General features: G+C 46.1%; 15 protein-coding genes. 12 read left to right on the forward strand and 3 right to left on the reverse strand.

The window, feature by feature from the left end:
* The first annotated feature begins 50 nt into the window (after nucleotides 1-50).
* The 4 genes from J2T16_RS12055 (at nucleotide 51) to J2T16_RS12070 (ending at nucleotide 2,988) form a co-directional block, all read left to right on the forward strand.
* Complete coding sequence (locus tag J2T16_RS12055; RefSeq protein WP_221789045.1) at nucleotides 51-908, forward strand: hypothetical protein; 858 nt, start codon at nucleotides 51-53, stop codon at nucleotides 906-908.
* A gap of 109 nt (nucleotides 909-1,017) precedes the next feature.
* Nucleotides 1,018-2,133: an aminopeptidase gene (locus J2T16_RS12060; protein WP_090923663.1), complete on the forward strand. Its 1,116-nt coding sequence runs from the start codon at nucleotides 1,018-1,020 to the stop codon at nucleotides 2,131-2,133.
* A 96-nt stretch (nucleotides 2,134-2,229) separates the two neighbouring features.
* On the forward strand, nucleotides 2,230-2,475 hold the full coding sequence (locus tag J2T16_RS12065) for an HPr family phosphocarrier protein (protein ID WP_090923662.1): 246 nt from the start codon (nucleotides 2,230-2,232) through the stop codon (nucleotides 2,473-2,475).
* 219 nt (nucleotides 2,476-2,694) lie between these two features.
* Nucleotides 2,695-2,988, forward strand: coding sequence for an Fpa/YlaN family protein (locus J2T16_RS12070; protein ID WP_090923661.1), 294 nt, complete (start codon nucleotides 2,695-2,697; stop codon nucleotides 2,986-2,988).
* 175 nt (nucleotides 2,989-3,163) lie between these two features.
* Here the strand turns inward: J2T16_RS12070 and cax are convergent, their stop codons facing one another.
* Nucleotides 3,164-4,234: a calcium/proton exchanger gene (cax, locus tag J2T16_RS12075; RefSeq protein ID WP_090923660.1), complete on the reverse strand. Its 1,071-nt coding sequence runs from the start codon at nucleotides 4,232-4,234 to the stop codon at nucleotides 3,164-3,166.
* 182 nt (nucleotides 4,235-4,416) lie between these two features.
* Between cax and J2T16_RS12080 the strand changes: the two genes are divergently transcribed.
* Nucleotides 4,417-4,779, forward strand: coding sequence for an Asp23/Gls24 family envelope stress response protein (locus J2T16_RS12080; RefSeq protein ID WP_090923659.1), 363 nt, complete (start codon nucleotides 4,417-4,419; stop codon nucleotides 4,777-4,779).
* Nucleotides 4,780-4,893: 114 nt separating this feature from the next.
* On the opposite strand, the gene ftsW is transcribed toward J2T16_RS12080, so the two are convergent.
* On the reverse strand, nucleotides 4,894-6,180 hold the full coding sequence (gene ftsW / locus J2T16_RS12085) for a putative lipid II flippase FtsW (protein ID WP_090923658.1): 1,287 nt from the start codon (nucleotides 6,178-6,180) through the stop codon (nucleotides 4,894-4,896).
* Between the two features lie 12 nt (nucleotides 6,181-6,192).
* Nucleotides 6,193-6,540 (reverse strand): YugN family protein, encoded by a 348-nt coding sequence (locus tag J2T16_RS12090; RefSeq protein ID WP_090923657.1) that lies wholly within the window; start codon nucleotides 6,538-6,540, stop codon nucleotides 6,193-6,195.
* A 210-nt stretch (nucleotides 6,541-6,750) separates the two neighbouring features.
* Between J2T16_RS12090 and J2T16_RS12095 the strand changes: the two genes are divergently transcribed.
* The 7 genes from J2T16_RS12095 to J2T16_RS12125 all read left to right on the forward strand — a co-directional run bounded on the left by J2T16_RS12095 (nucleotide 6,751) and on the right by J2T16_RS12125 (nucleotide 14,120).
* Nucleotides 6,751-7,923 carry a M20 metallopeptidase family protein gene (locus J2T16_RS12095; RefSeq protein ID WP_499018393.1) on the forward strand — a complete coding sequence of 391 codons (1,173 nt, stop codon included), beginning with the start codon at nucleotides 6,751-6,753 and terminating at the stop codon, nucleotides 7,921-7,923.
* A 142-nt stretch (nucleotides 7,924-8,065) separates the two neighbouring features.
* Nucleotides 8,066-9,793 carry a DNA repair helicase XPB gene (locus J2T16_RS12100; protein ID WP_499018394.1) on the forward strand — a complete coding sequence of 576 codons (1,728 nt, stop codon included), beginning with the start codon at nucleotides 8,066-8,068 and terminating at the stop codon, nucleotides 9,791-9,793.
* Nucleotides 9,771-11,561 carry a helicase-associated domain-containing protein gene (locus tag J2T16_RS12105; protein ID WP_499018395.1) on the forward strand — a complete coding sequence of 597 codons (1,791 nt, stop codon included), beginning with the start codon at nucleotides 9,771-9,773 and terminating at the stop codon, nucleotides 11,559-11,561. The genes J2T16_RS12100 and J2T16_RS12105 overlap by 23 nt, the downstream gene beginning before the upstream one ends.
* 96 nt (nucleotides 11,562-11,657) lie before the next feature.
* Nucleotides 11,658-12,095, forward strand: coding sequence for a YlbF/YmcA family competence regulator (locus J2T16_RS12110; RefSeq protein WP_221789051.1), 438 nt, complete (start codon nucleotides 11,658-11,660; stop codon nucleotides 12,093-12,095).
* Nucleotides 12,096-12,188: 93 nt separating this feature from the next.
* The gene (locus J2T16_RS12115; RefSeq protein ID WP_090923781.1) at nucleotides 12,189-12,452 is read left to right on the forward strand and encodes a YlbG family protein; all 264 of its coding nucleotides are present in this window, start codon (nucleotides 12,189-12,191) and stop codon (nucleotides 12,450-12,452) included.
* A gap of 164 nt (nucleotides 12,453-12,616) precedes the next feature.
* Nucleotides 12,617-13,054 carry a hypothetical protein gene (locus tag J2T16_RS12120; RefSeq protein WP_090923653.1) on the forward strand — a complete coding sequence of 146 codons (438 nt, stop codon included), beginning with the start codon at nucleotides 12,617-12,619 and terminating at the stop codon, nucleotides 13,052-13,054.
* 154 nt (nucleotides 13,055-13,208) lie between these two features.
* Nucleotides 13,209-14,120: a selenium metabolism-associated LysR family transcriptional regulator gene (locus tag J2T16_RS12125; protein WP_221789052.1), complete on the forward strand. Its 912-nt coding sequence runs from the start codon at nucleotides 13,209-13,211 to the stop codon at nucleotides 14,118-14,120.
* Nucleotides 14,121-14,156 lie beyond the last annotated feature (36 nt).

A 14,156-nucleotide genomic window follows, 5' to 3' on the forward strand; every position in this document is an offset into this window, starting at 1 on the left:
CATATTGTGAGGGCAATCTATGGAGAAAATGACTGAAAGGTGGAATAGACATGTTGAACCGCCAGTCTACGTTTTCTTTATCGCTAATCCTTTGCCTTGTGCTAGCCATTGTTCCGGGGTGCGGGATGCTCCAGCATGATCGGACGCCTGAAGAAATATTTTCTCTGGCATTATCCGGCATAGCGGGGAAAGAGACGTTGACGTTTGAAGGACAGGCTGGATTGAGACGAGAAAACAGTGGAATGTTTGAAAATCAATTTAAATTTGAAGGCAAGCTGGAAGACCATGACCGGCTGACATTGCAGACCCGATTACCAGGTGCCGTGACTGCAGCGGATTCAGGAGTAAGTTTGAATGCGGTGAAAAATAATGGCCAACCGAGCGGATTCAGTGCCTCTTTTCAACGTAAAAAAGGACAATGGAATGCTTTAACAGCGCAGCATGAACCATTACGTGGCTCCTTATCCCGTTTTAACCCCATTGCGCAATTAGAAAAGATCGATCGTATGAAGAAAACGATTCAGTCCGAATATGGTTCGGGGCGCCAAACACGCATATTGCGGATTGAGCTTGCGCCAGAGGACGCCAAAACCTGGGCTACAGACCAACTGACAGATGAGATGAATTCCATTCGGGCAGAGTACATGCACAAGGCGAGTCAAGTGAAAGGTGCGAGTAAGCAGAAACTTGAGCAGGAATTGCAAAAGGTATGGCAGCAGGGTGAGGACACGATGCAGAAGTTGATTCAAAAGGCTGAGGTGCATACGGTCTATCATCTGACGGTTGATCGCAAAACCAGCTTACCAATGCGCCTTTCCTCTGAGAGTCAGGTGAAATACACGGATAACAGTAGCCGAAGCAATGTAGAAGCACTGGTAACCGATGTGAACTTTAAATCATATCAATAAATAAAACCTGTGACTGCCTGCTGACGGGATGTCTGGTGCGTGCTACAATAGTAACGTAATTTACCGTTGTTCAATTCATTGAATGGCAGATGACAGGAGGATTAATCGAATGAAGGACCCTAGAATTCAGAAGCTTGCAGCGAACCTCGTAGGTTATTCTGTTGATGTACAGCCTGGCGAAAATGTATTGGTTGAGATGATTGGATCAGAACGTGATTTGATCAATGCCATTATTGAAGAAGTGGGCAAAAAAGGCGGTAACGTTTTTGTACAGTTGACAGATCGAACCGTTCAGCGTGTGATGTTGCAAAATGCTACGGAAGAGATGATGAAAACGTGGGCAGAGATTGATTTGAACCGTATGAAACAAATGGATTGTTATATCGGCATCCGTGCGGGAGAGAACGTGAATGATCTGTCCGATGTGCCGGAAGAAAAAATGAAACTGTACAACTCCCTGTATTCCCATCCGGTACATAGCGAACAGCGTGTCAAACATACAAAATGGGTGGTGCTTCGTTACCCTAACGCAAGCATGGCGCAACTCGCGAACACCAGCACGGAAGCATTTGAAGACTTCTATTTTGACGTATGTAACCTGGATTATGCAAAAATGGACAAAGCCCAAGACTCACTTGCAAGCCTCATGAAACGTACAGATAAAGTGCGGATTACGGGGCCAGGCACGGATCTGAGCTTCTCCATTAAAGATATCGGTGCAGAGAAGTGTTCCGGACAAAAAAATATTCCGGATGGTGAAGTATACAGCGCACCCGTACGCAACTCCGTTAATGGAACAATTAGTTATAATACACCGACGCTGTATAACGGAATTACGTTTGAGAATATCAAGTTTACATTCAAAGACGGTAAAATCGTAGAAGCATCCAGCAATGATACGAAACGCCTGAATGAAATTCTGGACTCAGATGAAGGTGCGCGTCATATCGGTGAGTTTGCGATTGGTTTCAACCCGCACATTCTACATCCGATGAAAGATATTTTGTTTGATGAAAAAATTGCAGGTAGCCTGCACTTTACGCCAGGTCAGGCATATGAAGAAACAGATAACGGAAACCGCTCATCCATTCACTGGGATCTCGTATTGATTCAGCGTCCAGACTACGGCGGTGGCGAAATCTATTTCGATGATGTGCTGATTCGTAAAGATGGCATCTTTGTCATTCCTGAGCTGGAATGTTTGAATCCGGACCAGTTGAAATAGGAACTGTATTTTGCAGTTGCTAGGAAAGCGGATTCACGGTATCATGTAGTGGTAATTAATAGATGATACCAAAAGTGAAAAGACGGAGGGATTCCTATGTCGAGTAATAACGCGGCTGTAGTGGAAATTGCTCAAACAGCAGGCAAGTTTACTTCTTCAATCGTGCTTCATTCAGAGAACAAGTATATTGACGTAAAAAGTATTCTTGGGTTGTTTACAACGCTGATTAGCACGCACAGTTATGAACTGCACGTTCATGGCCCGGATGCAGATGAAGCGAAGGCAGCAATGTCTGAAGTATTTGCAAAGCATGGCCTGAATGTAAACATCGCATCTGAATAACATCATTAAGAACACCTCTGCCTTCGGGCAGGGGTGTTTTTAATCATAGCAGAACACAATGTCCGTTAGAGTGAATTAGACAAAGCGAGAAAAGGCTGTAACAGAGCTCACAACTCGTGCGGTTATTTTGGTCAGGTTCTTGTATTAGCTCTTCATTTCGTCTAATATTAGAGGTAGAACGTCTTTACGCGATTTTGGGACATAGGGGGGAAATGATGCATGACTTCATCTGATCTGCAGGACCAGCTGAACCTGAAAGCAATCAATCTTCTTCAAGAAGATGCAGATAAAATACAGAAGCTTATTGAAGTACAGATGGAGAATCTGGCTACCCGCTACTGCCCTCTCTATGAGGAAGTATTGGATACACAGATGTATGGGTTCTCCAAGGAAGTTGATTTTGCTGTCCGTGCAGGACTCCTTCCAGAAGGTACAGGTAAGCAGATGGTTAGCGCGCTTGAGCGGAACTTGGCGATTTTATATGAAGCTTTGAACAAAAAGAATGAGCAATAGCCTGCAATCGCGCGGGTCAGAATAGAAGGCATGCACATTCCGTTGCATGCTTTTTTTGTATGTGTTGATGTATATGTCTAGTGTTGCAGTAGGCGTAAAAAGACAGCCGGGGAAGTAGTCCCTCGGCTGTCTCTTGATGTACGCAGGAGTGGTATAACGTTAATCAACAGTTCTGTTATACCAGGAAGAATGAGACACCTAGAATGACATACACAACAAGCAGAAGCAGACCTTCATACCAGTTGGTGGAGCCATCCTGTGTGATCGATTTGGCAATAAAAACAGACACACCGATGGCGACCAGTTCAATGGTGGTAAACACGATATCCATCGTACGACCCGTAAAATAGCTTACAAAGATCAGCACTGGTGCTACGAATAGTGCGATTTGCAAACTGCTGCCTACGGCAATTTCAACAGCGGCACCAATTTTATTTTTCATCGCAAGCATGATGGCCGCACTGTGTTCGGCTGCATTACCGATAATGGCCACGAGGAAAGCACCAACGAACAGCTCACTTAGTCCAAACTCTGAAGTAAATACCTCAAGTGTGCCAACCAGCCATTCACTGACAAAGGCGACCATAACGGTAGCGATCACGAGATAGAGGATCGACTTTTTCTTCGACCATGCAGGAGCATGCTCATGAGGCAATTCTTCGTCCTGGTCATCCGTTACATCGGCAAGATAGCTTTTATGCGTGACCATAGAGAAGATAAGCCACGCAATATAAGCCAGGATAAGCAAGCCAGCCACAATGAGACTGAGTGTATTCGTATCCCGCTGTGTGATAGAGTGGGTGTTCAGGAATACGGCCGGGACGAACAGGGCAATGATGGCAACGATCATCAGGGAGCCGTTGAGCCCCGCAAGCGAAACGTTGTAATTCTGTGTTTTATACTTTAGTCCGCCGGCAAAAATGCTGAGTCCCAGCACGAGTAGCAGGTTACCGATAATGGACCCGGTCAGACTGGCTTTGACCATGTCGAACAAGCCCTCTTTTACGAGGAAAATCGCAATAATGAGTTCGGCTGCATTGCCAAAGGTTGCATTTAGGAATCCTCCTAATCGTTGACCGGCATAGTGGGCTACACTTTCGGTCGCTTTACCTAAAAAACCGGCCACAAAAATAACCGAAATGGCAGATATCACGAACTGCAGAATCGAATCCCATTTCAAGAAGTGGGCGATGGCACTGAGCGCAAAAAATGCAATCAGCAAAAAGGATGAAATCCGGTTTCTCACAAAAAACACCTCGGTTATATACATATTTTGTTTTGAAATTCACGATATGTACCTATGCGATTAATTTCATATTTCAATATAACCAAAGGGGGGCAGGTTGTAAACGCATGTTTACAGTTAAATTTGCTTTTTAGGGTGGAAAGGATTTAAAATACGAGTAACGAAGTGAAGGAGGATGTGGCATGGCAGAACAACTTCAAATGGAGAGCGGAAACATCCGGATTGCCGATGACGTGGTTGCGAAAATTGCTGGAATGGCTGCAATGGAAACGCCTGGAATCGCCGCAATGTCTGGAGGTTTGTCAGAGGGCTGGGCGAAGCGTCTCAGTGGTAAAAACGTACAGAAAGGCGTAGGCGTGGAAGTCGGTCAGCTGGAAGCAGCCATTGATCTGCGTATCATCGTCCTGTATGAAACTCCGATTCATGAAGTTTCCCGTATGCTCCAGCAGAATGTAAGAGAAGCGGTAGAAACGATGACCGGACTACGTGTAGTCGAAGTTAATGTGAAGGTTGAAGGTGTCTCTTTCAAAGGCGACGACCTGTAAATCTTTAGACTCCACGTAAGGTATGAACAAATCTATGTTTTGTTCCTTATCTTTATACAAAAAAACACAAAAAAGACTTTGCATCCATCAGATGCAAAGTCTTTTTTCATTCCATTAGCGAACTCGGCGAATCGAATCCCGTGAACGAAGTGCCGGGGAGGTGCGTGTCTGCACCGTTACCGATTTCGTTTTTTGTTCCTTAATTGCTTCTAGGTTATTGGTCCGTGAAATACTTAGCACAATACCCATCGCCACCATCATGACAAAGAGTGAAGTCCCCCCATAACTGATAAACGGAAGTGTAACTCCCGTTACAGGTATCGTTTGAGTTACCCCGCCAATGTTGATGAAGGCCTGGATCGCAATAAGCCCCATGATACCTATACCCACCAGCGTTCCGAAAGGATCAGGACAACGTAGGGAGACGATAATGCCTCTCCAGATAAAGTACAGATAAATGAGCAGGAACAATGCACTCCCGATGAAACCGAGCTCTTCTCCGATGACGGAAAAAATAAAGTCATTATAGGCATTTGGCAAATAATGCAACTTCATGGTGCCTTGTCCAATACCCGAACCTGTAATACCGCCGTCCCCGATGGCAACCAGAGAACGGTAGAGGTTGAGACTTCCGCCATTGATATCAGACTCTGGATTAAGGAAGGCTTGAATACGACCAATTTTGTAGTTTTGCTCTGCTGTCACTGTTGTTGTGCTGTCCAGCGCAGGAGTGTCCGGAGACATGGAGGAAAAGAGGGCACTGGCTCCAAAGGCAAGTGCACCACCAAGCGCAACCAATAAAATAGAACCCAGGATGTGCTTCATGTTAGCTCCACCAGCGTAAATGACAAGACCGCAGGTAGATACCAGAATGAAACAGGTACCAAAGTCAGGTTGCAACATGATCAATCCTGCAATAAATCCGACGATGAACAGGACAGGAAAATATCCGGTCTTGAAATCACGGAAACGTTCACCTTTTTTGGTGATGAGTGCAGACAAATATAAAATAATTGCAATTTTGGCGAACTCTGCAGGCTGCAAACTGAATCCAAACACGCGAATCCAGCTTCTTGCACCATTTAACACGGCACCGGATACCAAGACAACTAAGAGTAGTGCGGTGGTGAACAGGAAAAACGGTGCATAGAGCTTTTTGTACTTGTTAAAGCGGATATTCATGGCAAAAAACATGCCAACCAGACCGATCATCGCCCACATAAGTTGTTTTTTCGTGAAGTAAAGGGCATCGTTGTTAAAACTTTCGCTTGCGATTGCGATGCTGGAACTGGAGCTAAATACCATCACCAGTCCAAAGCCCACCAACAATAAAGTGAGGATTAGCAGTTGAAAATCCGGCGTGCCTCTCTTCGTTCTCGTCTGGGCCGTTTGTTGTTTCATAATCTGGCCCGCCTAAGCTTCGAGCAGTTCTTTGAGCTGCTGCAATTTTTGGGTGGCCAGCTTCACGACTGGCTGCGGAACGGAAGAGTCGTAATCGAGTCCATGGGGGAAAGTAGCTTTGCCCAGATAAACGGCTTCAACGGCCAGAACCGTATCGGGTTTCTCCAGTTTGCCTTCTACCGCGCGCGTATTAATGCGTACAAAGTATTCTGAGTTGGTTTGTTCATCTTCGATTTTGTAGTCATATGTAGCACGGTAATATTCCCATTGCCACCGGACGAATCCGACTTTCTCGGCGCTCTCATCCAGGTATGCCAAGTCGCTTTTCAAGCCATCCAAGCCTGTATTCTCAAAAATCATAAGCGTTTGATCCTCCTCATAAGCTTCCGAGTATAATTCTCGTGTGTTTCTCTAGTTCATGATAGTATGTTTCCCCTTCCCGTGCAAGCTTTCCAAAGGCCTTTCGTATCGGTTTTCGTTCAATTCTGCTACAATATACTGCAATAGGTTTGAAGAGGAAGGTTTGGGGCTATGAACAAGCCCTGCTGATGATCGAAAGGATGGGGTTACATGACAAATCAAATATGGTGGGAAGATCTGCAGATCCATATGGTGGAATGGCGGCGTCACCTTCATCGCAATCCTGAAGTTTCCTTTCATGAGGAGAAAACATCCTCTTTTGTGGCAGATATGCTGGAGAGCTTTGGCATTGAGGTGAAACGTCATATAGGTGGCCATGGGGTGATTGGAATACTTCGCGGGGACAGGTCAGGGCCTGTAGTCATGCTTCGCGCTGATATGGACGCCTTGCCAATCCAGGACGAGAAAGATGTAGAATATGCCTCCCAACAAGCTGGGGCAATGCATGCCTGTGGTCATGATGGTCATATTTCTATGTTGCTCGGAACGGCACTGTATTTTAGTCGGCATAAGCAGGAGGTGCGGGGAGAGATCCGTTTTCTGTTCCAGCCGGCGGAAGAACTGCTTCCAGGCGGTGCGGTTCAGGTCATAGCAGACGGAGCACTTGAAGGCGTAGACGTTATCTATGGCATTCATCTATGGACACCGCTTCCCGTTGGCATTGTTGCAAGCACAGCAGGACCGATGATGGCTGCGGCAGATGACTTTTACATTGATATCAAAGGAAAAGGTGGTCACGGCGGCATGCCGCAATCTACCGTTGATAGTGTCGTTGCGGGCTCTGCGCTTGTGATGCAGCTTCAGACTATAGTTAGCCGGTCCGTTGATCCGTTGCGCCCGGCAGTACTAACGATTGGCACGATGCAGGCGGGTTCTGCGCAGAATGTGATTGCAGAGCAGTGCAAACTCAGCGGCACGGTGCGAACGTTTGATGAAGAGACACGGACGAATATGAAAGAACGTGTGTTAGCCATGGTGGCACAAACTGGGGCTGCTTATGGTGCGGAAACACAGGTGAAATACATCATGGGGTATCCGCCGGTGGTTAATGATGCGCAGGAGACTGAACGTTTCTTTAATGAAGCAACGGCGATATTTGGACCAGACCGGGTGCAGAACTCTCCAATGCTGATGCCTGCAGAGGACTTTGCGTATTATTTGCAAAAGGTGCCGGGATGCTTCATGTTTGTCGGTGCGGGTAATCCGGAGAAAAATGCGGTGTACCCTCATCATCATCCGATGTTTGATTTTGACGAGGACGCCATGCAGACGGGCGTGAAACTGTTTGTGGCAATGGCGAAAGGCTACGCTACCGAATGCTGAGAACTATAGTTGGGCATCCTGAACATACCAAGGGTATGGACAGGGTGCTTTTTTTTGTTGTGTATGAAATGAAGTTTTCGGTCGGAGTATACGAGTCAGATTTTTGTTCGAATGATACAGATTAGGAATGGATGTGGGAAAGATGGAGATGTTCAATCCGCAGGGAGCTTGCATTGTACAGCGTGATTTCACGGTATTGCTCGAAGTGGGGCATCCCGAGTTTGAAACAGCCAGAGCGGAGCTCAGTATGTACGCGGAACTCGTAAAGACACCTGCAACGTTTCATACCTACCGGATCACCCCGTTGTCGCTGTGGAATGCGGCAGCACTAGGCTGGAATTCAGAATGGGTGATCAAAAGTCTTGAGAAGGTGTCACGCTGGAATGTACCTGCGGCTCTCGCTCAAGATGTGTGCAGAATAATGGAGCAATACGGCAAATTAAAGTTACATGCCGATCCGGACCATGCCAAAATGCGCCTAACTAGTGATGACGAGCAATTGTTGGATGATTTGAGCGACATCAAATCGATATCTGCTTTCCGTATGGAACGAACGAGCTTACATGAGCTTGTGTTATCGGGAGAAAAGCGCGGTTTATTGAAGAGGGAACTGACACGTCTTGGTTACCCTGTATTGGATTATGCCGGTTATCGGAAAGGGAGCGAACTTTCATTTGGCTGGCGGCCTAATATTAATGATTCAACGAATAGTATGTCTAGTAGATGCGGAGAGGGAAAAAGAGCTACATTTGCGCTTCGGCCTTATCAGCAGAAGGCAGTGGATGCTTTTCAAGACGGTGAAGGCATCGGCGGTAGCGGACTTCTGGTACTTCCCTGCGGAGCAGGCAAAACGATTATTGGCATGGCTGTGCTGGAACGGTTGCAATGTGAATGTCTTATTCTAACGTCCAATACAACGTCTGTCCGGCAGTGGATACAGGAAATTCAGGATAAAACAACGATAACTGCGGACCAGATCGGAGAGTATTCGGGGCAGAAAAAGCAGGTGAAACCCGTGACGGTGGCAACGTATCAAATTTTGACGCATCGAAAATCTAAAGCTGCCGATTTCACCCACATTCATCTTTTACAAGAGAGAAAGTGGGGGCTGATCATCTATGATGAAGTGCATTTGTTGCCTGCTCCGGTGTTTCGGGCTACTGCGGACATTCAGGCCACTCGTCGTCTGGGTTTGACCGCCACGCTTGTTCGTGAAGATGGATGTGAACAGGATGTCTTCTCGTTGATCGGCCCCAAATTGTATGATATGCCATGGAAAGAGCTGGAGCAGCAAGGCTGGATTGCAGAAGTGAAGTGTCAGGAAGTGAGGGTGCCCTTGTCTCCTGAATTAAGATCAACTTATGTGCAGGCTGAGAGTAAACATCAATTTCGTCTAGCAGCTGAAAATCCGGCGAAATTAAAGGTTGTAAAGCGTTTACTGGAACGACATCAAAACCTACCGACACTTGTCATTGGACAATACCTTGATCAGCTTGAGATGATTGCCCGGGAAATTGATGCACCTCTAATCTCTGGATCGATGTCACAACAGGAACGGATTCACTGGTTTTCTGCTTTTAGAAAGGGCGAAATTCGTACGATTGTTGTATCGAAGGTTGCCAATTTTGCGGTTGACTTGCCGGATGCTGCGGTAGCCCTCGAAATCTCTGGTAGTTTTGGTTCAAGGCAAGAAGAAGCCCAGCGACTTGGACGGATTTTACGCCCCAAAGCAGGTGAGAACAAAGCTTATTTCTATGCACTGGTCTCCGAAAATAGCAAGGAACAGGAATTTGCGTTAAATCGCCAGATGTTTTTGGTAGAGCAGGGCTACGAATATGCGATTGTGCATGAGCAGGACAAGGTTCATTAACATGTTGCAGAAGGGAAGGGAAATGCTGATGTCTGATCTGGAGTTTGAAGTGGAGAAATCGATGGAATCGAGAAAGTCGGCTGATCTGGCACTGTGGTCTGCACTTACGTCAGCGGAGCAACGGGTGCTTGGTGCTCTTTTTCACAAATATGCGGGTCAAACGTTCTCTTCTCTTCTGCCTTCGGAGGTTTGGGCTAAGGAAGGATTAAGTGGAGCAGAAGCGAAGCTTGCTTTTGCCATGTTGCGCCGTAAACAATGGATTAAATCCGTACATAAAAGCTGGGGAGAATGCTCTTTTCATATCCCTGGATGTCATCTGGCAACGTTGACCTTATCGTATACAGGTCGTGTGGAGCGCATTGTTGAACCGATGGTCGGTTCTGTCAGGCGTGTCATTAAGGAAGGGAAACCGCATATCGCAGGGGAATTACTTCATCTCCTTGCTTGGATTGATAGAGAAGGTCTGCCTGTCACTGGCAAAGGTACAATACATAAGAGAACGGTACAAAAGTTAAGCACATTAACGATCATGTCTCCAGAGGATTTCGAACCGTTGGAGATTACGTATGATCATAAGGCATTATATCCGGTGCATGTAGTCATTTTGCTGGATTTACTGCTCTGCTTGAACTTGGTGCAACAAACAGATAAAGGTTTCGAAATCAGGCAAGATAAATTGCAACAGTGGATCAAGTTGTCCTGGTTCGAGATGCATGGTGAAGTGTTTAGAGTATGCATGGAGCGATATGGGGCGTCTGGATCAGAGATGCAACATTTTCGCTATCAGCTCGCGGTACTTTCGCCTGGAGTGAATCAATGGTGCCGTGTACTATGCGAAGGAGGCAATTCAGGATTTCAAGGCTTTTTGCATGCTTTAGCTGGCTGGGGGTTTGGTGAGATCGGTGAGAACGAGAATGGGGAGGTTGCATTTCGCTGGTTGATCGATCCAGCCGAATTTTTGAATAGGGGAGTAGACTGTGGAGTTTATCATGTAGATAGGCTACACAAGCAGGGGGAGATACACTACGGCAAATTTTATGTTCAACCCGACTTTGAAGTTATGGTGCCGCCCGATGTGCCAGCTGAAGTCTGCTGGAGACTCGAGCAATACTGTGAACGGATCACACGCGACCAGATGTCAATCTATCGTTTAACCAAAGACCGAGTGGAAACCGCTGCTGCGAGTGGAGTGAAGTGGGAAGGCATCGCTGATTTTTTACAGAGACATGGCCAAGGGGAGTTGCCCGGCCAAGTATTGGTTACGTTGAAGGACTGGGCAACAGTCGGGGAGAAAGTTCAAGATAAGCAAGATCTGGTATTTGCTACGAATCCGGATCACCCTGAACAGCGGAACTCCCCTTTCTTTTACAACGGTGAGACTCAAGGTTTATTGCAATTCCCATTAATGCCTGGTATGACGGTGGGCTACGATGAGGATGAGTCTGACTATGATGCGATTGAAAAATCGGCATGGAACGAGAGGAAGGCTGATGTACCTGAGACTTGGCACAGGGAATGGAGAAAGTATCACCTGTCAACTGAGCGCCAAATTGCAATGCAAGCCATCGAATGGCAAGTGAAACTAGGAATTCAAAAGGGGAAGGATACGTTTGTTCTAATTCCGCATCAGGTGAAAGAGCAAGAGCGATGGATACTGGAAGGATGGTGCATCCTTGATCCGCACGAAACTGCATCGCGTACGGAATGGCGAACGTTTACCCCGGAAGACTGGGATGCAATGCGTCTTATTCTACCGGATGATGTCTAGTTTAGTGGAAAAACTCTTCTTAACCTTTCATGGATATGCTATGATGAATAAGTCTACGTTAAGTAGAACTTTATATATAGATAGGATGAATAATTCATGAGCGTAGCGGAAATAAACACGGTCGATATGGCCCAAGTGTTAACGGGCGCATATGAACTGGGCGACATGATTAACCAATCTGCCGAAGTATCGGATTATTTATATTGGAAGCAGCAAGTCGAAACAAGTTCTGAGATTCAAGAGGGCATCCGCAGATTAAATGCCAAGAAAGAGCTTTTTGAAGAAACACAGCGTTTTGGCCATTTTCATCCTGACTTTCATGCAGCGAAGGATCAGGTGCAAGCGATCGAGAAGGAACTGGAATCTTTTGAAGCTGTAGCTCGTTTCAAACAGGCTGAGCAAGCTTTGGATGAGATGCTGTTTCAGATGTCCGAAACCATTGCTTTTGCTGTATCGAGCACGATTAAGGTGCCAAGCAACGATCCTAATCCTAAAGGTGGCTGTGGTAGCGGCGGCAAATGTGGATGCAGTTAAACTTGAAGACCGTTACATTATAGTTTTTTAGAATTTGAACAGACCGGGCCTTTCGAGGGCCGGTCTCCATTTATAGAAGGGCGGGGAACGATGGTGTTTGCGGAAAGAACAGGATTTATTATTTGGGTCAGTGATTTGAAAGCGGCCCGCAATCTCGAAAAATATGGTACCGTGCATTATATCTCCCGCCGTATGCATTATGTTGTCATGTATGTTAATGCAGAACGGGCTGACGATACGATGAAAAACGTAAAGCGGCTTTCCTATGTGCGCAAAATCGAGCGCTCCTATCGAAACGAGATTAAAACCGAGTATGCTAGCAAAACGGCGGACAAAACAAGTTTTTACGGAGTATAGCAGGAAACATAGGAGGGACCCGCTGGGTCGCTCTTTTCTAAAATAAGCATAAATAGATTATTGCGAAAAAAAGTTACACTTACGCCTTGTTGTTACGGGACTAATGTTGTAATATATTGGGTAATAAATAGATAGAAAGTCCTATCTGGTGGAGAGTGATTCCCATGCGTGATAAGGTGATGCAACGTTGGAGCACCTACGAGCCGTTTTTTGTGGCTCTCGGAGACAAGAAAGTGGCTGACATCGTCATTACCCATCATGCAAAGATGCGGTATGCAGACCGTATTGAGCCTGCACGTAGTGATGATGACCATATTGCGGCTTGGTTATGGGAGTGTCTGAAGCAGGACAGGGTAACGCCATATTACCGCAATGAGCAGGATGTTTATCTGATTGACGATGATCTGGTGGTGGTTGCTGAGTTTTCCGAGCTTGAAGGAGAATATGACATTACAGGCAATCCGCTACACAAAATGATTGTAGTGACGTTTTTGGGACGTATGTCGGAGACGATTGAACTGAGAGATCTGAAGTCATATTATTCTTGGCTGAGGCATTCCAGAAGAATGACGCTGGTCAAAAATAGCCGGAAGCATAGATGATGAAACAGATTTGAGATTGCAATCATAAAAATTTATGGATGAGAAGTGAAGAATCATTTGTACCAACGCATGCAGACAAGCTGCATGCTTTTTTTTGTTGCCAGACTGGAAATCGGATACAATATAGTAAGTGTAGTAGAAGAGGGGCGAAGATATGAATTTTCATCAGTTGCACATTTTTTATACGGTAGCGGAAAAGGGGAGTTTTTCCGCAGCTGCGCAGGCGTTACATATGACTCAACCGGCCGTGACGATGCAGATCCAATCGCTGGAGGATTATTTTGGGACTAAACTGCTGCATCGTTCCACCAAAAAAATAGAATTGTCGGAGGCAGGGAGGACATTACTGCCTCACGCCAAGCGAAGTGTGGAACTGGTTCGTCAGACAGATGAAGCCATGTCTGCTTTTACGCAGAAATTGCAGGGAAGATTACAGCTTGGAGCAAGTCTGACCATTGGTGAATATGTGTTGCCACGTATGCTTGGGCCCTTTGCCAAGCAGTATCCCGATATCTCGATTGTGATGAAAGTGATGAATACCACGCAGATCATGGATGAGATTTTGAAGCACCAGTTGAATTTTGGATTAATCGAAGCACCGGTAAATCATCCGGATATGATCGTCGAACCTGTGATGCAGGACGAACTGAAACTGATTGTACCAGCAGGACATGATCTGGCAGGACGTGGAAAAGTAAACTTGGAAGAGGTAATGAACTACCCTTTTGTGCTACGTGAGGAAGGTTCAGGTACTCGCCAAGTGATGGAAGGTCAACTGCAAAAGAAAAAAATAGATCCGAATGACATGAATGTGGTTATGGAGCTTGGGAGTACAGGTGCGGTCAAATCGGCTGTAGAGGCTGGCGTGGGCATTACGATGTTGTCTCCTTCGTCCGTGCAGCATGAGCTGGCCCTGGGGCTTGTACATATTGTGGATATTCGCGGGCTTGAATTCAAACGGCAGTTTTATGCCATTCACCTTAAGTCATCTTTGTTGCCTTTGTCGGCTGTTGCCTTTCTAGGGTATTTGCGACAACAGGAGCTCGAGCAGGGAGAACGGGCTTAAGGATGAAAGGGCTGTAAAATTTCAATCAGAAAGGAA

This window comes from Paenibacillus intestini (assembly GCF_030803945.1).
Lineage (GTDB): Bacteria > Bacillota > Bacilli > Paenibacillales > Paenibacillaceae > Paenibacillus > Paenibacillus polysaccharolyticus.

Coding starts and splice junctions, on each gene's coding strand:
- J2T16_RS12055 (WP_221789045.1), top strand. CDS start 51: ATGTTGAACCGCCAGTCTACGTTTTCTTTATCGCTAATCCTTTGCCTT.
- J2T16_RS12060 (WP_090923663.1), top strand. CDS start 1,018: ATGAAGGACCCTAGAATTCAGAAGCTTGCAGCGAACCTCGTAGGTTAT.
- J2T16_RS12065 (WP_090923662.1), top strand. CDS start 2,230: ATGTCGAGTAATAACGCGGCTGTAGTGGAAATTGCTCAAACAGCAGGC.
- J2T16_RS12070 (WP_090923661.1), top strand. CDS start 2,695: ATGACTTCATCTGATCTGCAGGACCAGCTGAACCTGAAAGCAATCAAT.
- J2T16_RS12080 (WP_090923659.1), top strand. CDS start 4,417: ATGGCAGAACAACTTCAAATGGAGAGCGGAAACATCCGGATTGCCGAT.
- ftsW (WP_090923658.1), bottom strand. CDS start 6,180: ATGAAACAACAAACGGCCCAGACGAGAACGAAGAGAGGCACGCCGGAT.
- J2T16_RS12090 (WP_090923657.1), bottom strand. CDS start 6,540: ATGATTTTTGAGAATACAGGCTTGGATGGCTTGAAAAGCGACTTGGCA.
- J2T16_RS12095 (WP_499018393.1), top strand. CDS start 6,751: ATGACAAATCAAATATGGTGGGAAGATCTGCAGATCCATATGGTGGAA.
- J2T16_RS12100 (WP_499018394.1), top strand. CDS start 8,066: ATGGAGATGTTCAATCCGCAGGGAGCTTGCATTGTACAGCGTGATTTC.
- J2T16_RS12105 (WP_499018395.1), top strand. CDS start 9,771: ATGAGCAGGACAAGGTTCATTAACATGTTGCAGAAGGGAAGGGAAATG.
- J2T16_RS12110 (WP_221789051.1), top strand. CDS start 11,658: ATGAGCGTAGCGGAAATAAACACGGTCGATATGGCCCAAGTGTTAACG.
- J2T16_RS12120 (WP_090923653.1), top strand. CDS start 12,617: ATGCGTGATAAGGTGATGCAACGTTGGAGCACCTACGAGCCGTTTTTT.
- J2T16_RS12125 (WP_221789052.1), top strand. CDS start 13,209: ATGAATTTTCATCAGTTGCACATTTTTTATACGGTAGCGGAAAAGGGG.